The 24,710-nt window shown below is 29.3% G+C and carries 16 protein-coding genes, 2 pseudogenes and 1 riboswitch; of the genes and pseudogenes, 13 read left to right on the forward strand and 5 right to left on the reverse strand.

The window, feature by feature from the left end:
* Positions 1-91 precede the first annotated feature (91 nt).
* From ACY1IQ_RS04770 to ACY1IQ_RS04785, 4 genes are all read right to left on the reverse strand, one after another.
* On the reverse strand, positions 92-325 hold the full coding sequence (locus ACY1IQ_RS04770) for a BhlA/UviB family holin-like peptide (protein ID WP_039630791.1): 234 nt from the start codon (positions 323-325) through the stop codon (positions 92-94).
* Positions 326-360: 35 nt separating this feature from the next.
* Positions 361-498, reverse strand: coding sequence for a sigma factor-like helix-turn-helix DNA-binding protein (locus ACY1IQ_RS04775; protein ID WP_461612887.1), 138 nt, complete (start codon positions 496-498; stop codon positions 361-363).
* A gap of 352 nt (positions 499-850) precedes the next feature.
* Entirely contained in the window at positions 851-1,204 is a 354-nt protein-coding gene (locus ACY1IQ_RS04780; protein WP_461612888.1) for a YxeA family protein, read from the reverse strand.
* 132 nt (positions 1,205-1,336) lie between these two features.
* On the reverse strand, positions 1,337-1,690 hold the full coding sequence (locus ACY1IQ_RS04785) for a YxeA family protein (protein WP_461612889.1): 354 nt from the start codon (positions 1,688-1,690) through the stop codon (positions 1,337-1,339).
* Between the two features lie 521 nt (positions 1,691-2,211).
* Positions 2,212-2,315: riboswitch (purine riboswitch) on the forward strand.
* A 39-nt stretch (positions 2,316-2,354) separates the two neighbouring features.
* Between ACY1IQ_RS04785 and ACY1IQ_RS04790 the strand changes: the two genes are divergently transcribed.
* From ACY1IQ_RS04790 to ACY1IQ_RS04800, 3 genes are all read left to right on the forward strand, one after another.
* Positions 2,355-3,758, forward strand: coding sequence for an NAD(P)/FAD-dependent oxidoreductase (locus tag ACY1IQ_RS04790; protein WP_461612890.1), 1,404 nt, complete (start codon positions 2,355-2,357; stop codon positions 3,756-3,758).
* A gap of 236 nt (positions 3,759-3,994) precedes the next feature.
* Positions 3,995-5,737, forward strand: coding sequence for an ABC transporter ATP-binding protein (locus ACY1IQ_RS04795; protein WP_461612891.1), 1,743 nt, complete (start codon positions 3,995-3,997; stop codon positions 5,735-5,737).
* Entirely contained in the window at positions 5,727-7,526 is a 1,800-nt protein-coding gene (locus tag ACY1IQ_RS04800) for an ABC transporter ATP-binding protein (protein WP_461612892.1), read from the forward strand. The genes ACY1IQ_RS04795 and ACY1IQ_RS04800 overlap by 11 nt, the downstream gene beginning before the upstream one ends.
* Before the next feature lie 340 nt (positions 7,527-7,866).
* Here ACY1IQ_RS04800 and ACY1IQ_RS04805 read toward each other — a convergent pair whose 3' ends face one another.
* The gene (locus ACY1IQ_RS04805; protein WP_461612893.1) at positions 7,867-8,817 is read right to left on the reverse strand and encodes a DUF2935 domain-containing protein; all 951 of its coding nucleotides are present in this window, start codon (positions 8,815-8,817) and stop codon (positions 7,867-7,869) included.
* Positions 8,818-9,050: 233 nt separating this feature from the next.
* On the opposite strand from ACY1IQ_RS04805, the gene ACY1IQ_RS04810 reads away from it, so the two are divergent.
* The 10 genes and pseudogenes from ACY1IQ_RS04810 to ACY1IQ_RS04855 all read left to right on the forward strand — a co-directional run bounded on the left by ACY1IQ_RS04810 (position 9,051) and on the right by ACY1IQ_RS04855 (position 23,765).
* Entirely contained in the window at positions 9,051-9,278 is a 228-nt protein-coding gene (locus tag ACY1IQ_RS04810) for a hypothetical protein (protein ID WP_461612894.1), read from the forward strand.
* Positions 9,279-9,484: 206 nt separating this feature from the next.
* Positions 9,485-11,230 (forward strand): 5'-nucleotidase C-terminal domain-containing protein, encoded by a 1,746-nt coding sequence (locus ACY1IQ_RS04815; RefSeq protein ID WP_461612895.1) that lies wholly within the window; start codon positions 9,485-9,487, stop codon positions 11,228-11,230.
* 394 nt (positions 11,231-11,624) lie between these two features.
* Positions 11,625-13,676, forward strand: a complete 2,052-nt coding sequence (locus ACY1IQ_RS04820) for a 5'-nucleotidase C-terminal domain-containing protein (RefSeq protein ID WP_461612896.1) — start codon at positions 11,625-11,627, stop codon at positions 13,674-13,676.
* A 561-nt stretch (positions 13,677-14,237) separates the two neighbouring features.
* On the forward strand, positions 14,238-14,843 hold the full coding sequence (locus tag ACY1IQ_RS04825) for a class D sortase (RefSeq protein WP_461612897.1): 606 nt from the start codon (positions 14,238-14,240) through the stop codon (positions 14,841-14,843).
* 16 nt (positions 14,844-14,859) lie between these two features.
* Positions 14,860-16,107 (forward strand): annotated as a pseudogene (gene dnaE, locus ACY1IQ_RS04830) (DNA polymerase III subunit alpha); the annotation flags it as partial.
* 245 nt (positions 16,108-16,352) lie between these two features.
* Positions 16,353-17,117 carry an LAGLIDADG family homing endonuclease gene (locus ACY1IQ_RS04835; RefSeq protein ID WP_461612898.1) on the forward strand — a complete coding sequence of 255 codons (765 nt, stop codon included), beginning with the start codon at positions 16,353-16,355 and terminating at the stop codon, positions 17,115-17,117.
* 87 nt (positions 17,118-17,204) lie between these two features.
* Positions 17,205-19,529: pseudogene (gene dnaE, locus ACY1IQ_RS04840) on the forward strand (DNA polymerase III subunit alpha); the annotation flags it as partial.
* A 721-nt stretch (positions 19,530-20,250) separates the two neighbouring features.
* A complete protein-coding gene (pfkA, locus tag ACY1IQ_RS04845; RefSeq protein ID WP_461612899.1) occupies positions 20,251-21,222 on the forward strand; it encodes a 6-phosphofructokinase in 972 nt (323 codons plus the stop codon).
* 50 nt (positions 21,223-21,272) lie between these two features.
* Positions 21,273-23,033: a pyruvate kinase gene (gene pyk, locus ACY1IQ_RS04850; protein ID WP_461612900.1), complete on the forward strand. Its 1,761-nt coding sequence runs from the start codon at positions 21,273-21,275 to the stop codon at positions 23,031-23,033.
* Positions 23,034-23,405: 372 nt separating this feature from the next.
* Positions 23,406-23,765, forward strand: coding sequence for a DUF1540 domain-containing protein (locus tag ACY1IQ_RS04855; RefSeq protein ID WP_461612901.1), 360 nt, complete (start codon positions 23,406-23,408; stop codon positions 23,763-23,765).
* Positions 23,766-24,710: the final 945 nt, after the last annotated feature.

Here is a 24,710-nt window from a genome sequence, read left to right on the forward strand (position 1 = left end):
ACTAAATAAAAATAATATATGAAAAGATATTAAGTCTAGAAAAGTCTTTATGTTAATAGACTGTTCTAGCTAAAAATAATATATTTTAATATCATTCCTTTTTAGTAATAATATAAGATTTTATATCTTCTATATCTTTTTTTACATCTTCAATTAATTTTAATTTGTCTGTAAGACTAGAGATTATTTCTTGATATTTAGACTCTCTTTCTTCTTGTTTTAAATCTCTTTTTTCTTGCATTTTTAGTATATAAAAGATAAGTGCCACACTTAAAAGTGCCCATATACCATGAGAAGAAGCTAATTCTATTAATTTACCTTCCATATTTTACTCCTTATCTAATTAATATTTTTTTAAAGTTAGTAAAGCCCTATTTTAATTCTATTTATAGCTTGTCTACATATATCTAAATTTTCAGCAATTTCAATATAACTATAGTTCTTAATAAACTTTAATATTAAAATCTTCATTTGCAGTTCTGTAACATGTTTTAGCATATCCTTTATCCAAATAATATCTCCTTCATCATAGTATCTACAATCAGTATATAGATTTAAATTTAATTTTGTGTTTTTATAAGATAAAATTTTTGTTTTTTGATAAATAAATGTATTTATTTTTTATGCACTATTAATGTAAGGCACTATATATTCATCTTAAAGATCATTACATGTATTATGTAAATGAAGCTTATATAACATTTTAATAAATTACACTGGAAAATCTTACTCACTATTCCTACATATTGGAGGTATATTATATTTTTAAATTAAAGGATTAACTTTTAGTTTAAATATAAAAAATAAGTGATAAAGATTAATCTTTACCACTTATTTTTTATTGATACAATTATTTAATATCTAATTTTTCAGCAGCTGCTTTAGGAATATCTTCTTTTTGTACTTCTTCATATGAAAGTGCTTCATCTTTCTTAAAAGTTACTTTTAAGAAAGCACCTTCACGAAGTTGTTTCATTCCTAAAAATTTAACAGATTTTTCATTACCATCTTTATCATATCCAGTTAATTCGTATCCTCTAGATGAAGTTTCTTTACCTTTGTCATCTTTTTGCGGAGTTCCTTCACCTTGAACTATTACATAATAATCTACTTTTTTTACAAATGGATTATATTTTGAATCACATCCTGTTAAAATTGCTGGTACCATCAATACAACCATTAAAATTGGAATTAATTTTTTCATCTTATGCCTCCTAAATTCTTTTACAAAGTTGTTTATGTAATAAACTAATATAAAAGTATATTTACACTAGTTTTATAAAAAGTTAACCTAAAAATCATATAAATTTAAAGCTTATTATATTAAGGATAATAGCTATTTTATTTTCATTTTTTCTATAGCTTCTTTAGGAATATCTTCTTTTTGAACTTCTTCATATGTTTTTACTGATTCACCTTTTAAAGTAAGCTTTAAGAAAGCGCCTTCACGAAGTTGTTGTATACCTGTGAAAGTAATAATTTTTTCTTTACCTTCCTTGTCATATGCAGGTAATTTATATTCTCTACTTTCCATAACCTTACCCGTATCATCTTTTTGTGGAGTTCCTTCTCCTTCAATTACTACATAGTAATAAGTTTTGCTTGCAAAAGGATTATATCTATCATTACATCCGGTTAATACCATAGGAACTATCAATATCATCATAAGAATAGGAATCAATTTTTTCATTTTAACACCTCCTGTTAATTGATGATATAAGTATAGCATACACAATCTGTTATTAAATGACTCTAACCTTACAAAAGTGTAATTATTTCTTACATTTTTATAAGATTGAGCTTACGTGGGTTTTTAATTCACAATTCACAATTGTGAATATTTCTCAGAGGAAGCTAAGAAACTTAGAATTGATAACAAAAAATCAGTTAAAGAATTAATTTCCACCATAATTGTGCATTGTCTATTATCAATTCTCAATTGAACAAGTTCCCCAGAGGTGGAAAACTAGTTAAAGAAATTAGCTTGATTAAAACTAATTTCCACCTTAATTATGAATTGCACATTGTGAATTGTGAATTATATTAAGCTAGTACATTTATGTAGATAAAAATGATTTAATTAAAATATTAAATATCCATAAGAATTTTTATCAAAAAACTTAATATAATAATATGTGAAAAAGAATAAAATCTATTGCTTTTTTATGAAAAATATATTAAACTTTCGTAATGTATGGAACTTTTTATGAAAAAAACATAATAATGTTCACTTATATAAGTCTAGCGATATGGGCTAGATGTTTCTACCGAGCTACCGTAAATAGTTCTATACTATAAGTGCAAGGATTATTATTACGAAATTCTACAGAAAATCTTTAAGGGAGATGATTATTTTGAAGTACGATGTAATAATAGTAGGAGCAGGTCCATCTGGAATTTTTGCAGCACTAGAATTAGTAAGGCAAAAAGCTAATAAAAAAATTTTAGTGATTGAAAAAGGAAGAAGTATTGATAAAAGATATTGCCCTAAGGAAAAAACAAAGGAATGTGTTTCTTGTAAACCATATTGTCATATTACTACAGGATTTTCAGGAGCTGGCGCTTTTTCCGATGGAAAATTATCTTTAAGTTATGAAGTAGGAGGGGATTTGCCTACTCTTATAGGAACTGATAAGGCACAAGAATTTATTGATTATACTGATGGTATTTATCTTGAATTTGGTGCAGATACAAAGGTAGAAGGTATAGGAAATACTGAAGAAGTTAAAGAGATAAGAAGAAAAGCTATAGAAGGCGGATTAAAATTAGTTGACTGCCCAATAAGGCATTTAGGAACAGAAAAAGCACAGGAAATATATTTAAAGATACAAAATTTCTTGTTAGATTCAGGAGTAGAGATAAGGTTTGATACTTTAGTTAAAGATATAGTTGTTGAAAATGATGAAATTAAAGGTATAATTTCAACTGATTCAAAAAATAAAAACAATGAAGAAATTGTTTTAGGCAATAAAGTTATAATGGCAACAGGAAGAAAAGGTGCTGATTGGCTTAAGGACATGTGTATTAAACATGAAATTAAACATTCTGCTGGAACTGTAGATATTGGAGTTCGTGTAGAGCTTAGAAATGAAGTTATGGAAAGTGTAAACAATGTACTTTACGAATCTAAGCTTATAGGATATCCAGCACCTTTTAATGATAAGGTTAGAACCTTTTGCCAAAATCCAGGAGGGTTTGTAAGCCAAGAAAACTATGATAATAATTTGGCTATAGTTAACGGGCATTCTTATAAAGATAAAAAATCAGAAAACACAAACTTAGCTATATTAAGCTCACATAACTTTGCAGAGCCTTTTAATGAACCTATAGAATACGGTAAAAAGGTAGCTGAGCTGGTTAATATGTTAGGTAATGGTAGAATATTAGTTCAAAGATATGGTGACATATTGGATGGAAAGCGAACATGGGAACATGAACTATACCAATCAAATGTTAAACATACTTTACCAGATGCAGAAGCAGGAGATTTAACTTCTGCAATGCCATATAGAACTATGACTAATATATTAAACTTTATTAAAGCTATGAATACTGTAGTACCAGGATTTGCAAGTAGAGAAACATTATTATATGGACCGGAAATTAAGTTTTATAGTAATAAAATTAATATTGATGAAAATTTTGAAACTAATATAAGGGGGCTTTACTGTTTAGGAGATTCAAGTGGATGGACTAGGGGATTAATGATGGCTTCCGTTATGGGAGTATTGATGGGAAGAAATATTTGCGAAAAATAAAAAAAGCGTGGCTAATGTCACGCTTTTTTTATTTTAAAGAATTTTATACTTGAAAATTACTGAATAAGATTTTTAAGTATTTTAATTCGATTATTTAATTCACGACTTAAACAATTAAAAATAATTTTAGCATATTTTAAATTTCATATATAGCGATGTTATTTATGAATATATAAGAAAAATTAATCAAAGAATATAAATAATTTAAATTAACTGTGTAGGGAAAGGAGAAAAGTATGGCATATACAAAACGAATACTTAAATACTTAAAGCCATATACATTTCTTGCTATTATTGGACCATTATTTATGGTATTAGAAGTAATTATGGATTTATACCAGCCTAAGATAATGCAAAATATGATAGACGTGGGAATAGCAAATAGTGACTTTAACTATGTGGTAAGGTCGGGGATACTTATGGTGGTAGTTTCAATTATAGGTCTTATTGGTGGTGTACTTTGTATTAAATATTCTACAACAGCTGCGATAAATGCTTCTACTGATTTAAGAAAAGATTTATATGGAAAAATACAAGGATTTTCAGGAGGAAATATTGATAAGTTTTCAAGTGGAAAATTAATAACCATATTAACTACTGACGTAAGTAATATACAAATGGCTATAATGATGATGCTTAGGACTATGGTAAGATCTCCACTACTTTTTATTGGAAGTATAGTAATGGTATTTATAAATAGTTATCAGCTGTCACCAGTGCTTTTAGGAGTTATTCCTGCCTTAGTAATAGCATTAATTATCATAGGTAAAAAAGCCAGTATGCTTTTTAGAAAAGTACAGGAATCTTTAGATAGAGTTAATACAACTATGCAAGAAAATTTATCAGGAGTTAGAGTTGTAAAAGCCTTTGTAAGAGAAGAATATGAAATAAATAAATTTGATAAGGTCAATGAAGATTTGACAAAGGTGAATACAGCTGCAGTTCAATCTATATCTATACTACTTCCTGTAATTATGCTAGTAGTAAACCTTGGTATAGTTGCTGCCTTATGGTTAGGGGCCATTAATGTAAATAATGGAACGATTCAAGTTGGTCAAATTATAGCATTTTTAAATTATCTTCTTCAATTATTAATGGCATTAACAATGATAGCTATGATATTTATTCATATAGCAAGATCCGTACCGTCAGTAGAAAGAATTATGAAAGTTTTAGATACTGAACCAGAGATTGGAGATAGTGAAAATGCAAAACAAGTGGATAATTTCAATGGAGATGTTGAATTTCAAGATGTTTCTTTCAGTTACAATGATGATGGTGAAATGGTGTTAAAGCATATTAGTTTTAAGGCTAATCAAGGAGAAAAAATCGGCATTATAGGTTCAACGGGAAGTGGTAAATCTACTTTAGTTAAACTTATTCCTAGACTATATGATGTAGATGAAGGAAGAATTTTAATTGACGGTATGGATATAAGAGATTTAACAATTTCCTCTCTTAGAAGTGCTATTGGTATGGCCACTCAAAAGCCACTATTATTTTCTGGTACTATAGAAAGCAATATTAAATATGGTAAAGAAGATGCAGCATTAAAAGAAATGAGAAGAGCAGCAGAGTCAGCTTGTGCTATGGAATTTTTAAGTACTTTTGAACAAGGATTTCAATATGAGTTAACTCAAATGGCAACTAATCTTTCAGGTGGACAAAAACAAAGATTAGCTATTACAAGGGCTTTAGTAAGAAAGCCTAGAATACTTATTTTAGATGATTCAACAAGTGCTTTAGATGCTAGATCAGAAGGTATAATTCAAGAGGCATTAGATAGAGAATTTAATGATACAACTACATTTATAATTGCATTAAAAATTTCTTCAATTATTGATGCAGAAAGAATACTTGTATTAGATGAAGGAGAGCTTGTAGGACATGGGACCCATAGTGAATTATTAAAAAACTGTAATATATATAAAGAAATATACCTTTCTCAAGGTGGAAAGGAGGTAGCACATGAAGATTGATAACAGACGAGTTAATGCGGCTAATAATTCAAGTGGATTTGATCAAGTAAGGAGAGCAAAAGATGCCAAAGGAACTATAAAAAGAATTTGGGCATATTTAAGTAAACAAAAAAAGGCACTAACATTGGTTATTTTATTAATTATAATAACATCAATTTTAGGAATTTTAGGATCATATTTAATAGGAGTTACCATTGATAATTACATAATTAATAAAAATTTAAATGGAACATTAAAAATGCTTGGAATTATGGCAGTAGTTTATATTTCAAACTCTCTATTAACATGGCTTCAAACCTATATTATGGTTATAATTTCTCAAAAAGCTATAAAAAATATTAGAGAAGATTTATTTTCAAAATTTCAAACCTTATCTTTAAGGTTCTTTGATAACCATCCACATGGTGAATTGATGAGTCATGTAACTAATGATATAGACAATTTAAATAATGCTTTAACTCAAGGTGTAATTCAATTTTTAACAAGTGTTTTAACGATTATAGGAGTAACTATTGCTATGCTTTCTTTAAATTGGATTATGGCAATAGTAGCATTTATTATAATACCAGTAATACTTCTTATTACTAGGAAGTTAAGTAGATTTACAAAGGATGCTTTTATAAAGAGGCAAGAAACACTAGGAGAATTGAATGGTTTTATAGAGGAGACAATAGGAGGACAGGAGATAATAGCTTTATTTGGCCAAGAGGAGGAAGTCTTTGATAATTTTAAAGTTAGTAATGATAATCTTAAAGAAGCTTCCTTAAAGGCTGAAATATATTCTGGTATAATGAATCCTCTTATGAATTTTGTCAACAATTTAGATTTTGCTTTAGTTGTTGCAGTAGGTGGGTTTTTAACTTTAAAAAACTTAGCTACCATAGGAGTTATCGCTACCTTTGTAAACTATGCAAGACAATTTTCAAGGCCGCTCAATCAGTTAGCTACATTATATAACACAATTCAAGCTGCTATAGCTGGTGGAGAAAGAGTATTTAAAATTATGGATGAGGTTCCTGATATAGTGAATAGTAATGATGCTAAAGATATAGAAGCCTTAAAAGGAGAAGTAGTTTTTAATGATGTATCCTTTGGTTATAATGAAGAAAAAATGGTTCTGAAGAATATAAATCTCAATGCTAAACCGGGGGAAAGTATAGCTTTAGTAGGGCCAACAGGTTCTGGAAAAACTACTGTAATAAATCTTTTAACACGTTTTTATGATATAAATAGTGGTGAAATAAAAATCGATGGATTGGACATTAAAAATTATACTATTAATTCTTTAAGAGAAAATATAGGTGTAGTACTTCAAGATAGTTTTCTTTTTTCAGGTACAATAAAGGATAATATAAAATATGGAAGATTAGAGGCTACTGATGAAGAGGTTATTGAGGCTGCTAAACTTGCTAATGCTCATTCTTTCATAGATTACTTGCCAGATAAATATGATACAATTGTTGCAGCTCAGGGAGAAAATTTAAGTCAAGGACAAAGACAACTTATTTCAATTGCAAGAGCTATATTATCAAATCCAAGTATATTAGTTCTTGATGAAGCTACTAGTAACATAGATACAAGAACAGAGCTTCAAATACAAGAAGGTTTAAATAATCTTATGAAGGGAAGAACTAGTTTTATAATAGCTCATAGATTAAAAACTATAGAAGAAGCAAGTAAAATAATAGTAATTAAAAGTGGTGAAATCATAGAACGTGGAAATCATAAAAATTTAATAGAATCTAAAGGATTTTATTATGAATTATACACTTCACAATTTAAAATATAGAAATTTAAGATATATTTAAAATAGCTAGTCAATATTAGTGTCCATTTTCTTCATACTTAGTTGTTACAATTTCATTATAGCCCTTAACTTTAATAGAAATTTGCAACTTGTGTGATGGAAATATAGGATTTAGCTTTGACTAGTTATTTTCTTTTACGTTATTAAGCATAGAGATTACTATTAAGTAAATTTAAAATAGCAATTTTAAGGTTAGTTAAAGACAGAACATTAAATGAAAAATAAAATTGATAGTAATTATATTTTATAAATTACTATCAATTTTATAGAATTATATTTGTATATGTGAATATGTTAAAAAGATTTTAATTTTTATAATGGGTTAACATTCTAACTCACTATAGTATTTTTGTAATAATCTGAGGTAATGATTTGCTTCTCTTAACACATGATCTCCTAATAGAGGTAATATAATACTTTTAATATTGCAGTCTAATATTCCTCCTGTAAGCTCGCCTTTAAAATCTCTAAGATCTCTTGTTGAATTTAAAGTTTTTTCTGTTAGCCTAAAAACATCAGGGCAAACTTTCATTGTGTTCTGAGCTTCATTTAGTAGGTTTTCAAATGCTTTTGCAAAACTATCAGAAATACTTATTAAGTCTTTCTCTGTTGGATCTAATAATCCTCTAATTACTGCTGCATGCTCTGACATAATCCTATCCCAGAACGTTTCTTCCTCTAAAGCATCATCAATCAAATTAATATTTTGATAGTTTTGTAATCTTGTTAATTGCTCAACATAAAGTTCTGCTTCTCTTGTCATATGATCAATGTGTGATGAATAATTAAAAGTAAATATTTGACAATTAGCTAAATCGTTTAATATTCTCCTTTGAAAGTCTATAATTTGGGAAGTAAAATAAATAGCTCTTTTATTTAAAAAAGAAACTCTGTTTTCAAGAATACCAGGAAAGCTATACTCAGGACTTGTAATTAATCCCAATTGAACTTCAGTAATGCTAGTATTTATAGGTATTCCAGTAAAATATTCAGTAGCAAGTTCAGCATCTAATGTAAATTCTGTAACAAATTCTCCAGAACGCATAACTTGAGATGGAATAGTATTTCTTGATAGTATTACGGTTTCCCATAACAATCTATCAAATTGTGCTCTCAATTGGGCAGCTTCCATCATTTTATCCACATCTTTTCGAGTAAATCCAGCTTCTAAAAAAAATGCATGTTCTTTTTGAATTCTAAGAAAAAATAAATTTAATTCTAAAGAGTTTCCTATGAACTCTTCTCTTGATAACATAACCTCTCTTGATAACATAATATTTCTCCTAATATTGTTTACTACTACATATAATATTAATTATAAGTTAATATGTTACATATAAGGTATTTATTTCTTGAAAAGTGTTATTATCATGAGCTATATAAATTATTATATAGTAAATTTATTTGCAGAATTTTATTTATCAATTGATTAAATTGCATTAAAACAGTATAAAATAGTATAATATTGTAATATATTTGTATAAGGCATATAAAAAGGAGAAAATTATGATACTACATAAAGGAACTTTAGGATTAGATATAGAAGAATGTGAAGAAATTAAAGAAAAGCTAGGTAATGGAGAGAAGTTATATGATGCATTTTTAAAAGTGGTTAAAGAGAGAGAACCATCTTTTGATGTAAAGAGAATAACATCTATTCAAACGCCTGTTAAAGAAATTGCATTATCTTTTCAATTAATGGAAATCTTAAAAGAAAAAAAGAAAGAAAAATAAACTAAAATATAATGATTAAAGTTAAAAGAATAAAAATAAACTTAAAATTTATTGATAAATAGGCTTGTTGTAATGACAAGCTTATTTATATGGTTAATATTAACAATTTAACAATAATTTAAAATAAAAAGGCTTTTTTATATTTCAACATAATATAAATTAAATGATATAATTAAATTATATCATTTAATTTAGGGGGATTTAATATGAAGAATTTTTTCAAAGACAGAGCAAAATTGGCACTATTAATTGCATTTACCTTCGTATTTTCATTGGTAGTTCAATTTAATGCTAATCTAGTTTATGCTGAAGAGGCAAATTCACAGTATAAGCAAATTGATATCTTAAGTTTCAATGATTTCCATGGATCTTTAGAGGAAAGTGGAAAAAATGTAGGAGCAGCAAAACTTGCTGGAGCAATTGATGAAGCAAGAAAAGCTAATCCTAATAGTATTGTAGTATGTGCAGGAGATGCATTTCAAGGAAGTGCTATGTCTAATTTGACTTATGGCAAACCAGTAACAGATGTATTTAATTCAATAGGAATTAAATATTCAGCATTGGGAAATCATGAGTTTGACTGGGGAGATGAGCATTTAGTTTCATGGCAGCAAGAAGGAAATTTTAAGTTTTTAGCTTCAAATGTTTATGATAAAAGAACAGGAAAGCCTGTAGAATGGGCTGAGCCATATGCAGTACAAGAAATTGATGGAGTAAAAATAGGTTTTGTAGGACTTGCAACTCCAGAGACAGCAGTTAAAACAAAGCCTGAAAACGTTAAAAATTATGAGTTTAAAGATCCATCAGAAGCAGCACAAGTTTGGGTGGATCATTTAAGAAATGTGGAAAAGGCTGATGTAGTTATAGCATTAACCCATATAGGAAGTATTCAAAGCCAAGATGGAACAATAACTGGAGAAGTAGCAGAACTTGCAAACAATGTTAAAGGTTTAGATGGAATAATATCTTCACATACTCACCAAAAGGTTTCAGGAAAAGTTAACAACGTTCCTATAGTACAAGCTATGTATAATGGAAGAGCTTTAGGTAAACTTTCTATAAAGGTTGATAAAGATAATAAATTAACTTCAATAGAACCATCTGTAGACGTATTATATGAAAGAAAAGATTTAAAAGAAAATGAAGAAGTTAAAGCTTTAATAGGAAAATATACTGAAGAGTTAAAACCTATATTAAATGAAAAAGTTGCAGATTTACTAGTTGATTTACCTCATGATAGAAGAGATGGATTAAGTCCACTGGGAGAGCTTACAGCAAAATACATGACAATGTCAGCTGATGCTCAAATTGGACTTATGAATGGTGGAGGAATAAGAGCACCATTATCTAAAGGTGAAATAACCATGGGACATATGTATACAATTATGCCTTTTGATAACACTTTAGTTACTATGGATTTAAAAGGCTCTGATATTAAGAAAAACTTAGAACATGGAATTGCTAACGAAACATATGGATGGGTTCAATTCTATGGTGTAAGAGCTTATTATGACAAAGAAAAACCATCAGGAGAAAGAATTAATCATATGGAATTATTAGATGGTACTCCGATAGAAATGGACAAGTATTATAAAGTTGTTACCAATGACTTTATGGCTGAAGGCGGAGACGAATTTGATTTTTCAGGTGGTAAAAACATTTTAGATACAGGCAAGCCAATCAGAGATGGTATGGTAGAAATTATGAAAAAAGAAGGAAAAATAGATTATAGTGCTCAAGGCTTATTAATAGAAGGCAAAAAGCCAGAGACTCAACCTGGAGTTAATCCAGAAACTAAACCAGATAATTCAAAAGAAGATAAAGAAATATTACCACAAACTGGTTCGGATTTTGGAAGTAACGAATTTATAACTTTAGGAACTATAGTTACTCTTTTAGGTGGAGCTATGTTTGTAAGAAATAGAAAAAATAAGGAAGAAGATGCAGCATAATCTTTCTTATAAGAAAGTATAATTTGATCTATAAGTACCTTGCTTATAGATATACTAGTTTTAATATTAGTATATGTGAAAATGATTACTACTTCTTAGTATTATAGTTAAAACTTTAAATTCACAATGCAAAATTCACAATTATGGAGATTTCTCAGCAGAAACTGAGAAATTTAGAATTGATTTGTTTTAAAGTGATGTAGTTAGCTCTTATGATAAAAGCTAGCAATTGTATTGCTAGAAAAAAGTCTATTAAAGAGATTAATTTGCTTAAAACTAATTTCAACCTTAATTGTGAATTGTACATTATTTTAAGTAGTTATACATTTATATATAGCAAGGTGCTTTATATTCTCAATTTAATATATTTTAAATTAATTAGGGGGAGTTAAATGTGTTAAAGCTCTTTAAAATGAAAAAGCCTATATCCTTATTAGTAGTGTTTACTATGGTATTTACCTTATTTTCTTTCCATAGTACAAAAGAGGTTTTTGCTAATGAGGAAACAAAAGAAATACAAATAATAGGAACTTCAGACTTACATGGAAGATTTGCACCTTATGAATATGCTATGAATGAGGCGAACACAAAGGGAAGTCTTAGTCAAATTTCATCCTTAATAAAAGAGCTTAAAGAAAAAAATCCTAACACAATGGTTGTAGATGCGGGAGACACTGTACAGGATAACTCATCACAGTTATTTTTAAAAGATGATATTCATCCAATGGTTTTAGCCATGAATGAAATAGGATATGATACATGGACTCTAGGAAATCATGAGTTTAACTATGGAGTACCAACTTTAGAAAAAATGATGTCACAATTTACAAACACTTCTATCTTATGTGGAAACGTATATAAACCAAACGGGGAACCTCTTGGAAAGGCTTATGAGATAGTTGATGTAAATGGAGTAAAAGTTGCTAATATAGGAATGGTTTCACCTCATATTACTAAATGGGATGGTCCTAATCTTGAAGGATATAAAGTTACCAATCCTGTTGAGGAAACAAAAAAAGCAGTTAAAGAAATTCAAGATAATAAAAAAGCAGATATTATAATTGCTACTGTTCATATGGGGAAAGATACGGAGTATGGATTTGGAGATAGTGCTTCAGAAATAGCCAAAGCATGTCCAGAAATTGCAGCAATAATCTGTGGACATGCTCATTCAACTATAAAAGGCGAAGTTGTAAATGGTGTGGTTATAACAGAGCCAGGTAAATATGGAGAATTTGTTTCTAAAATAGATATAAAATTGACTAAAAATTCAGACGGAAAGTATGTAATTAAAAATAGAAGTACAGATATTAAGTCAGATTTAGTAGAAGTTAAAACTTATAAGGAAGATGAAGCTTTAAAATCAAAATTAGCTCCACAACATGAAAAAGCTTTAGCAGATGCTAATATAATAATAGGAGAGCTTAAGGGTGGAGATTTAGCACCAGCTAATGAAGTAAAGGGAATTACTGAGGCTCAATTAAGAGATACTCCATTATTAGATTTAATTTTAGAAGTTCAAATGCATTATGGAAAGAAAAATGTTCCAAATGGAGCACATCATGTTTCCGCTGCTGCAATTTTTGACTCAAAGGCTAATGCAAAAGAAGGAAAAATTAAAAAGGCAGATACTTCAAAGATCTACAAATATGATAATACATTGATGACTTTAAAAATTAATGGAAAGCAATTAAAGAAATATATGGAGTGGTCAGCAAGATATTATAACACTTTTAAAGAAGGGGATTTAACAATTTCTTTTAACGAAAACATAAGAATGTACAATTATGATATGTTTGGTGGAGTTAAATATGAAATAAATATATCCAAACCAGAAGGTTCAAGAGTAGAAAACTTAACTTATAATGATGGAACAGCTGTGAAAGATGGGGATATAATTTATTTAACTGTTAATAATTATAGAGCTAATACAACACTTTTAAATAGTGACTCTGGTATATTTAAAGGTGAAAATGTAGAAGTTGTTTACGACTCCGCAAATGAGCAGTTATCAGCGGTAAGAGACTTTATTAGAGAGTATATTGTAAAAGAGAAGAATGGAGTTATAACTCCAACGGTAGATAATAACTGGAAACTTACAGGATATAATTTTGATAAAGCAAAAAGAGATGCTGCGGTTAAACTTATAAACGAAGGTAAAATTGACATCCCAACCTCTGAAGATGGAAGAACTCCAAATGTTAGAAGTGTAACTTGGGATGATATTAAACATTTAGCACCAGAGCTACCTGAGAACAAGGATAGCGAAGTAACTAATCCAGAAGGTAAACCAAGTTCAAATAATAATGCTGAAGAAGAAAAATTACCACAAACCGGTCTAGAGTTTGGTAGCGAAGATTTTATATCTCTAGGCTCATTAGTATCATTATTAGGAATAGCAATGTTCTTATTTAACAAGAAGAAGAAAAGCGAAGATGCAGCTTAATTAAGCTATAAAAAGAGGTAACTACATTAATGTAGCTACCTCTTTTTCACTTCTGGGGAACAGTTTAATCAATGGAGAATTGAAAATTGTGGTTGAAATTAGTTTTAATACAAGTAATTTCTTTAACTAATATTTTTACGAGCAACACAATTGCTGGTTTTCCACCTCTGGGGAACAGCTTAATTATTGGAGAATTGAGAATGGAAAATTGACAATGAGGTTGAAATTAGTTTTAATCAAACTAATTTCTTTAAATAATTTTTTACTAGCAATACAATTGCTAGTTTTTTATAAGAAGTTACTGTGTAACTTCAAAAATAAATTAATTCTAAATTTCTCAGCAATAACTGAGAAATATCGATAATTCTCCATTGTCAATTGTCAATTTTCCATTGTTTAAGCTATGGTATATTAATCATTTATAGTATAATTAATTAAGACAGATAAAAGAAAATAACTAGTTAAAAATAGGTAATATATTTTGCACCAAACGTGTCCATAGGTTTTCATGATAATTGGTTTATCATAGATTTTCCTAAAGGCTAGAAATGAGGTAGAACTATGAAAAACAAAGTTTTTAGAGCTTTTGGTATAGTATTATTAGTTATAGGAATCTTAATGGTTGGTTATGGAATTTACAATAAGGTTAAAACTAATAATAAGCAAAAAGAAATGATAGAAAACTTTGAATCAGCTTTAAATCACATTAAAGATAGTAATAATGAGACAACTAAAGAAAATAAAAAACAGGAAAATGAAAAAGAAGAAATTCCTCTTACTGATGATGTTATTGCTATAATGGAAATACCTAAGATAAAGTTGCAAGTAGCAGTTAAAGAAGGAACAGAAATGGATATACTTAATTATGCTGTAGGTCACTTTAAAAACACTGCAATGCCCGGTAAAAAAGGAAATTTTGCAGTAGCTGGACATAGAAACTATACTACTGGAGAGTTCTTTTTAAATGTTCATAAACTAACTGATAAAGATGAGATTAAAGTTAGAACTCATGAGAATACTTATATATATACAGTTAGTGGTATGGAAGTGGTAAATGAAGATGCACTAGAAGTATTAAATCCTACAGAGGATGCTACTATAACTTTAGTTACATGTACAGAGGATGGGAAACAAAGGTTAATAGTGAGAGGTAAACTAAAGGAATAGGATGTGATAAAACTATATGGAAAATAATGAAGAAAGAATAGATTTAGGTAACTTTGCTCATCTTCACGTCCATACAGAATATAGTCTTTTAGATGGCTCAGGAAAGATAAGTAAAATGGTGCAAAGGGTCAAGGAATTAGGCATGAAAACCATAGCCATTACAGACCATGGAACTATGTATGGTTGTGTTGATTTTTATAAGGCTGCAAAAGAAGAAGGTATTAAGCCAATTATAGGATGTGAAATTTACGTTGCATCTAAATCTATGCATATCAAGGATGCTAATAGTGAAAATGAAACCAATCACTTAGTATTGTTAGTAAAAAATGAAGTTGGATATGAAAATTTGATGAAGATTGTTTCTACTGCATCCATAGAGGGATTTTATTATAAGCCCAGAGTTGATCATGAATTCTTAAAAGCTCATAGTGAAGGGCTTATTGCAAGTAGTGCCTGCTTAGGAGGAGAAGTCCAATCCTATTTACTTCAAAATAATGAGAAAAAAGCAAAAGAAGCAGCACTAAGATTTAAAGAAATCTTTAATGAAGATTTTTACTTAGAACTTCAATATCATGGCATGGATGAGCAGTTAAGAGTTAATGAACAATTAATTAAACTATCAAAAGAATGTGATATTCCATTAATATGTACTAATGATGTTCATTACATAAATAAAGAGGATGCAAAATCTCATGAAATACTATTATGCATTCAAACAGGAAAAACAATGGAAGATGAAAAGAGAATGAAGTATCCTTCCAATGAGTTTTATTTAAAATCTCCTGAGGAAATGAAGAAAATCTTTGGATATGTTCCAGAGGCATTAGAGAATACAGTGAAAATTGCAAAGCAATGCAATTTTGATTATGAATTCCACAAATCAAAATTACCTAAATTTCCATTACCAGAGGGGGTAGAACCTTATGATTATCTTAAAGAAACCTGCTATAGTGGTCTCTTTGAGAGGTATGAAGCTTTTAAATCTTTAATAGAAAAGCCTTTTGATTTCGAAGAGGTTATAAAAATAACTAAAGAGGATGATGAGGCAAAAAAAATAGTCGATAGGTTAGAATATGAGCTAGGTATCATAAATCAAATGGGTTATGTTGATTATTTCTTAATCGTTTGGGATTTTATAAAATTTGCCAACGAAAATGGTATACCAACTGGACCAGGAAGAGGTTCGGCAGCAGGATCAATAGTAGCCTATACCTTAGGAATAACAAAAATAGATCCAATAAAATACGGCTTACTCTTTGAGCGTGAAGTAAGATGCGCTAGTTAAACTCGGTGAATTGCTGGAAGGCTAAACATAAAAAATATGCATGCTAATCAGCAGCCAAGTCTAGGAAAGGCATAAAAGTACTAGAAAGGTTCAGAGACTAGAGGATTGAATAGCCAAATAATAATATCCTCCACGAGTGCCGAGCTTAGCAAACATATATTCGTATACAGATTTATAATATTGAAGATAATAATATTACTGATTTGTATATGTAGGTGATTTAAATGTTAAAAAAATGTCTAAAGTGTAATAAAAATTTTAATGCGGATTCTAAAATACGAAAATTTTGTAGTAAAAGTTGTGCTAATAGTTTTAACACTACAAAAAGAAAGGTGCATGATAATAGTTTATACACTAGTGGAATGAATACTTTTAATGCATATGTGCTTGGATTAATATACTCAGATGGATGTTTGAGTTTTGATGAGCACTCAAATAGGTATAGAATTACTATAACTATGAATGAATATGATTTAATGGAGTGTTTAAATAAATTTATCTGTCCAACTAAAAAGTTGTATAAATATAAGCATCCTAAAGGCAGAGAGTTTTCTTATTCAGTTATAACTACTAATGAGTTTGATATAAATTTTTTAAAGGAACTTGGATTAACTGAAAGAAAATCTAAAAGTATTATGCTACCCGTATTGCCTAATAATTTAATGAGTCATTTTGTTAGAGGATATTTTGATGGTGATGGTAGTGTATATGTAAATAAAACTAAACAAATTATAAATCAAGAAGTAAAGTATTATAAATATATAAACTGTAATTTTACTACAGGAAGTATTAAATTTGCAGAGCAACTTCGTAATGTATTATTTAATAATGATATTGAAAATACATTAGTTGCCGACTCAAGAAGAAGTGATGCTTTCTATGTAAAAATATATAAGAAAGAATCCATTAAAAAATTCTATAATTACATTTATAAAGATGCTAGTTTATATATAAAAAGAAAACATTTAAAGTTTGCTAAGATGATATAGTCCAAACTGAGCTAGAAATGACTAGCTGATGAAAATGAGAGAAATCTCCAGAGCGTAGGATAAAGAGCCTGCGGTTAACAATAAATGTTCTTAAACCCAGAAAGAGTAAGCATGCCAGATATTGACAGTGACTTCTGTTACGAAGGCAGGCAAAAGGTTATTGATTATGTTGTTGAAAAATATGGAGTTAATAATGTATCTCAAATTATAACCTTTGGAACAATGGCAGCTAGAGCTTGCATTAGAGATGTAGGTAGAGCTATGAATTATCCTTACGCAGAAGTGGATAGAATAGCTAAAATGATACCTACAGTTTTAAATATAACTATTGATAAAGCGTTAAATATGAATCCTGAGCTTAAAGAAGCTTATGAAAGTGATATGAGAGTTAAGGAACTAATTGATGTGGCAAGAGATTTAGAAGGTCTACCAAGACATAGCTCAACTCATGCTGCAGGAGTAGTTATAGCATCTAAGCCTCTTGTAAGTTATGTACCTCTTCAAAAAAATGAGGATATGATTGTAACTCAATTTACTATGGGTACTTTAGAAGAATTAGGGCTTTTAAAGATGGATTTCTTAGGTCTTCGTACTTTAACAGTAATGAGAGATGCAGTTAATTATATTAAACAAAATCGAGGTATTGATATTGATCTAGATAAAATAGATTTTGAAGACCTGAAAGTTTACAAAATGATAGGAGAAGGTAAAACTGCAGGAGTGTTTCAGTTAGAATCATCAGGTATGACTAGCTTTATGAAAGAATTAAAACCTGACTCATTAGAGGATATTATAGCGGGGATAAGTCTTTATAGACCCGGTCCAATGGCAGAAATACCAAGATATGTAGAAAGCAAAAAAAATCCAAACAGAGTAACCTACGAAACACCGCAACTAGAGCCAATACTTAATGTTACTTATGGAGTTATGGTTTACCAAGAACAGGTAATGGAGATAGTTAGAAAATTAGGGGGATATTCCCTGGGAAGAAGTGACTTAGTGCGAAGAGCTATGTCTAAGAAAAAGCACAAGGTCATGGAAGAGGAAAGAAAGAATTTTATTTATGGAATAGTAAATGATGAGGGAGATGTAGAAGTCCCTGGTTGTTTAAGAAATAATATATCAGAAGATGCAGCAAATAAGATATTTGACCAAATGATGGATTTTGCAAGTTATGCCTTTAATAAGAGTCATGCGGCGGCCTACGCAGTTGTTGGATATCAAACTGCTTATTTGATGTATTATTATCCAACAGAATTTATAGCAGCAATGCTTAATAGTGTTAAAGGAAGTAATGAAAAGGTTGCTTATTACATAAGGTTTGCTAACCAATTAGGTATAAGTGTGCTTCCACCGGATATAAATGAAAGTTATTCTGAGTTTACTGTTAAAGATAAAACCATAAGATTTGGACTTTCTGCTATTAAAAACGTTGGAGAAAATGTTATTGAATCCATAGTAAAACATAGAGAAGAAAAAGGCGAGTTTACTGGATTTATGGATTTTTGTAATAAAATAGATACTGCACAAGTGAATAAAAGAGCTGTTGAAAGCTTAATAAAAGCAGGAACTTTTGATTCTTTAGGTGTTTATCGTTCACAATTATCAGCAGTATTTGAAAAAGTACTAGACGGAATTCATAATGAGAAAAAACGAAATGTTAAAGGACAAATAAGTCTTTTTGAAGAGATATTAGAAGAGAAAAACTTTGAGATAGAATACCCTAAAATACAGGAGTTTAATAAGAAATACCTATTAGCTATGGAAAAAGAAATGACAGGAATTTATTTATCTGGTCATCCACTTGATGAATATGAAAAATCCTTAAAAGTTCAAACAAGTCATAATATCTCAGATTTGCTTTTAGAAGATGGCTTTGAGGATGGAGTGGAATTAGATGAGCAAAATCTTAAGGTTAGCGATGGAGATAAAGTCATAATTGGAGGATTAATTTCTGCTGTAAGTAGAAAAGTAACTAGAAATAACACTATGATGGCTTTTATCACCTTAGAAGATTTATATGGATCTATAGAAGTTGTAGTATTTCCTAAAACCTTTGAAAACTGCAGAAATTTAGTTGATGAAGATGAAATTGTAATTGTAAAAGGTAGGGTGGCAGTAAGGGAGGATGAACAAACTAAAATATTATGTGAGGAAATAAAACCTCTTATTAATATCAATAAGGATAAGATATATATTTTAATTAAGGATAAAACTTTGCTTACACCAACTGTTAATGAAATAAAAAATGGGCTTAAAGCTTTTAAAGGAAATACTCCAGTATATCTATGTACAGCAGATGATAGAAAATCCTATTTAATAGATAAATCTGCATGGCTTAGTAACGAATACGATACAATAGAAATATTGAAAGAAACCTTTGGAGAAAAAAATGTAAAGGTTGTTGAATAATAGGATTATGCTATGATTAATTCATAGCTTTTTCCTATTTGCAAGTATTGATATAAAAAATATTGGTAATCATATATGGTGATACTATTTTTAAAAATAATATAAATTATTGTTGGAATTAGATTTATTTAATTCACAACTTAAAATAATGTACAATTAATGTTGAAATTAGTTTTAATCAAATTAATTTCTTCAAATAGATTTTCAAATAAAAGTGAGTTTATTACTTGAAAAATAAATCAACTCAAAACTCCTTCTATAAAGAGGAAGTATCAATAATTCTCCATTCTCAATAGTTAATTTTCAATTGTATAAGGGTGCAGTATTGTTTGGAACAAGACTAATAAATTTAACTAGTACTATGGAGATATTACAGCTACTAGTTCTTTATAAGAAGTGACTACATCGCTTTAAAAACAAATCAATTTTAAATTTATCAGTTTTTGTTGAGAAATATATACAATTGAGAATTAAATATTTATAATTAAAATGCTAAAAAACATCAATTACTTTTGTATATACATTAATTTTAGAACTAGTACATTTGTACAATGTTGCTTTAAAAGTAGAGTTAATTATTTATTAAATAATATAACTTTTAAACCTATGTTAATTTTATTGATTATATCTTTGATTTTGCTTACAATTTATATAGTGATAGTTTTGGGTTTATTTCAATATTTATACATGATAGTTCTAATAATAAAGAGGAGTGATTACATTGAAAACTATTGGAGTATTAACTAGTGGAGGAGATTCTCCTGCTATGAATGCAGCAATTAGAGCTGTAGTAAGAATGGGCACAGATAGCAATTTAAGAGTATTAGGAATACAAAATGGATATAATGGTCTTATTCATGGAGACGTAATGGAACTAAATAGAAGCTCTGTAGCGGATATAATTCACAGAGGCGGTACTATGCTGAAAACTGCTAGAAGTGATGATTTTAAGACTCCTCAAGGAAGAGAAAAAGCTATTAATGTTATGGAAGTTTTAAAAATAGATGGATTAATTGTTATAGGTGGGGATGGATCTTTTAAAGGGGCACAACTTTTATCAGAAAATGGAGTGCCAACTATAGGAGTTCCAGGCACAATAGATAATGACTTGCCTTATACAGAGTATACTATAGGTTTTGATACCGCATTAAATACAGTATTAGATGCTATAAATAAAATAAGAGATACATCTACTTCACATCAAAGAGTTAGTGTTATAGAGGTTATGGGAAGAGAATGTGGTGATTTAGCACTTCATGCTGGTATTGCTGGTGGTGCTGAAAGTGTAATATTACCTGAAAAAGAATTCAATTTTGATGAAATATGCCAAGCAATTTTTGAAGGTAAGAGAAGAGGAAAACTACATAATCTAATTATATTAGCAGAAGGTGTAGCAAAGAATATTGGTGGAGCTCACCAATTAGTAGAAAAAATTGAGGCAGTTACAGGTATTGAAAGTAGAGCTACAGTACTTGGATATATCCAAAGAGGTGGAAATCCTAGTGCATTTGATAGAGTACTAGCTTCAAGGTTAGGTGCAAAAGCAGTAGAACTATTGATACAAGGTAAAGGTGGTAGAGTTGTTGGTATGAGAGAAGGCAAAATCATCGATATGGATATCAATGAAGCTCTTAAAATGGAAAGAAGTTTTGATGAGAAGCTATATAATATATCAAGAGCTCTATCTTACTAATATATAATCCTAGCAACTAAAGGATGGGCATAATTAAAGGAGGAAAAGAGATGAAAAAAACAAAAATAATATGTACAATTGGACCAACTACTGACGATAAAGAGATAGTTAAAACCTTAATGCAGTCAGGGATGAATGCAGCAAGATTAAATTTTTCTCATGGAAGTCATGAAGAGCACAAGAAAAGAATTGATATGGTTAAGGAAATAAGGGCGGAATTACAAAAACATATAGCAATAATTTTAGATACTAAAGGACCTGAAATTAGAACTCATAAGTTTAGTAATGATACTGTTGAACTTAAAGAAGGTACTAACTTTACTATATATTGTGGAGAAGAAATTTTAGGTGATGAAACTAAATGTTCTGTAACTTATGGTAACCTTTGTGAAGACGTAAATGAAAATGATACTATTTTAATCAATGATGGACTTGTAGCTTTAGAGGTTCAAAGTGTAGAAGAGAATAAAGTTAATACTTTAGTTAAAAATACTGGAGTTATAGGAAATAATAAAGGGGTTAATGTGCCTAATGTTGCAATAAACCTTCCTTCATTAACAGAAAAGGATGTTTCAGATTTAATATTTGGTATAGAAAATGAAATAGATATAGTTGCAGCATCTTTCATAAGAAAGGCTTCTGATGTTTTAGATATAAGAAAAGTATTAAGCAAAAATGGTGGAGAAGATATTCAAATATTCTCAAAAATAGAAAATAGACAAGGTGTAAATAACATAGATGAAATTATAAAATTTTCTGATGGTATAATGGTTGCTAGAGGAGATTTAGGGGTTGAAATACCAACAGAAGAGGTTCCTGTAGTTCAAAAAATGATAATAGAAAAATGTAATGCTGCAGGAAAACCAGTTATTACAGCAACTCAAATGCTTGATTCAATGATTAGAAATCCAAGACCAACAAGAGCAGAGGCATCAGACGTTGCTAATGCAATATTTGATGGAACAGATGCAATAATGCTTAGTGGAGAAACAGCTAATGGTAAATATCCAGTAGAAGTTGTTAAAACAATGGCTCAGATAGCAATAACTTCTGAAAAATATATAAACTATGAGTCATCACTATCTAAGAGTCAAATGAGTCATATCCCTAATGTATCAAATGCTATAAGTTTAGCAACTTGTGCTACTGCTAAAGAATTAAATGCATCAGCTATAATTACTGCAACTCAAAGTGGTCATACTACAAGACAGGTTTCAAAATATAGACCAGAATGCCCTATAATTGCAGTTACTCCTTATGAAAAAGTTGCAAGAAGTTTAGCTTTAAATTGGGGTGTATATGCAATACAAGCAGAAAAAGTAGAAAGTACAGATGAGCTTATGGATAAATGTGCAGAAGTTGCATTAGAAAGAGGATATGTATCTAAAGGTGACCTTGTGGTTATGGCAGCAGGAGTGCCCGCAAACTATGTAGGAAGCACTAATATGATGAAAGTTCATATAGTAGGAGATATATTACTTAAAGGTAAAGGAACAGCAGATGTGCCTGCCTTCGGTACAGCTTTATACGCAAAAGATGTCAAAGATGCTATAAATAACATTCAAGAAGGAGATATACTTGTAGTAAAAAGATTAGGTAGAGAATTTCTAGATGTATTAGATAATGTAGCTGGAATAATTGTAGAAGAAGATGAGATGAGCACAAGCGTTGTATTAGAATGTTCATCTAGAGATATTCCAATTATATATAGTGCAGTAGATGCAATATCAATTATTAAAACAGGTTCATTTATAACTATGGACTCTAAACGTGGATTAGTTTACAGTGGAAGAACAAATATAAGTTCTTAATCCATTTTATGTATAATATTATAAATATGTGGACAGTATTCTAAATGGAACATATAGGCAACTGATTTTTATTATTGACACCCTATTTGGGTGTTATTTTTTTATGTACAAAAATAAATTTTATTATAAAAAATTAATTTTAAGCATAATTGTTCTATTCATTGTAAAATAATAATTGGATAAATTTACATGTATTTTTCTATGTATAAAATTTAAATTTCTACACAAAATAGATTCATAGATTTATAAGTTCAAAACTTTGTTTGGCTTATAAACCTATTTAAGAGAGCCTGGCTATTATATATAGTGAAGCTATTGTAAAGCCTGGTTCTCTATATAAAGGTAGAAGCATGGAAGAATAGGAGTGATATTATGAATGGACCTTTAACTTGTAGTGCTGAAAATTGTGTACATAATATGTCAGGACTATGTGCAGCTAATACTATTCAAGTATTAGGGTCAAATGCTCATAGTAGTTCATTAACTCAATGTGGAACCTTTGCTGAAAAAGGATTAAAAAACGCTATTTCAAATGTATTTAATATGAATATACCAGGAGAAATAAGGCAGGCGTTTACTAATTCATCTATAGAAATGAGCCCACATATAGAATGTGATGCCGTAAGCTGTACATATAATATTGATAAGAAATGTTCAGCTGATTATATACAAATTCATGGACCTGGTGCATTAACTAGCGCAAGAACCCAGTGTCAAACTTTTAAACAGTAAAATCTCAACAGTTCTCCAGTGATAAAGCATAACCTCCTAAAATGACATGTTGCATTACGCAGCATGTCATTTTTAATTAGGCATCTTCAAAAAAATAATAAATCAGTATGTTAGCCTATTTTCTATCATACTGCGTTGTCAGAACCTACACATAGCGCTACTATGAGTAGAACCTAACACCTTGTCTGATGTGAGGCATATTCAAAAAATAACTAGTCAGTATGCTCATCTATTTTGTATCATACTGTGTCGTCAGAACTCCATGATAGCTTAAACTATCATGAAAACCTATCTCCTTGCCTGATGAAAAATATATTTCGTATCTTTAACTAGTTATTTTATTTCATATGCCTAAAATATACCAACATCTTTGATCTATTATTTTCTTTCAGATACCTTAGATATTTTCAAAAAATAATAGGCCAGTATGTTAGTCTATTTCCTATCACACTGCATTCTAAGAACCTACCATAACGTTCATCACTATAAGCAGAAGTTGATACCTTGTCTGATGTTAGGTATTTAAGATTTTTGGTTTATTATTTTTATGGTTGAAAATGTTTCTTTCTGTTACAATAAATAGATGGGTTAGAATCAATATAGATCTATCACTTTTAAACTTAATCTATATCTGAAAATAATTAGCCTTATTAGTATCTAGACTAAAACTCAATTCACAATGCACAATTCACAATTGTGGATATTTCTCAGCATAAGCTGAGAAATTTATAACTGATTAACTGTAGCGGCGAACAGTGTTCGCCATATAATAACTAGCAATTGCATTGCTAGCTAAAAATCCATTAAAGAAATTATTTTTATAAAAAATAATTTCATCTTTAATTGTGCATTTTGCATTGTGAATTGTGAATTAAAATACAATAAAGGTATATATTAAATTTTAAGGTAGTTTATCTATATATTCTGTAATCATACTAAAAAATT

It is taken from the genome of Clostridium sp. Marseille-QA1073 (assembly GCF_054863625.1).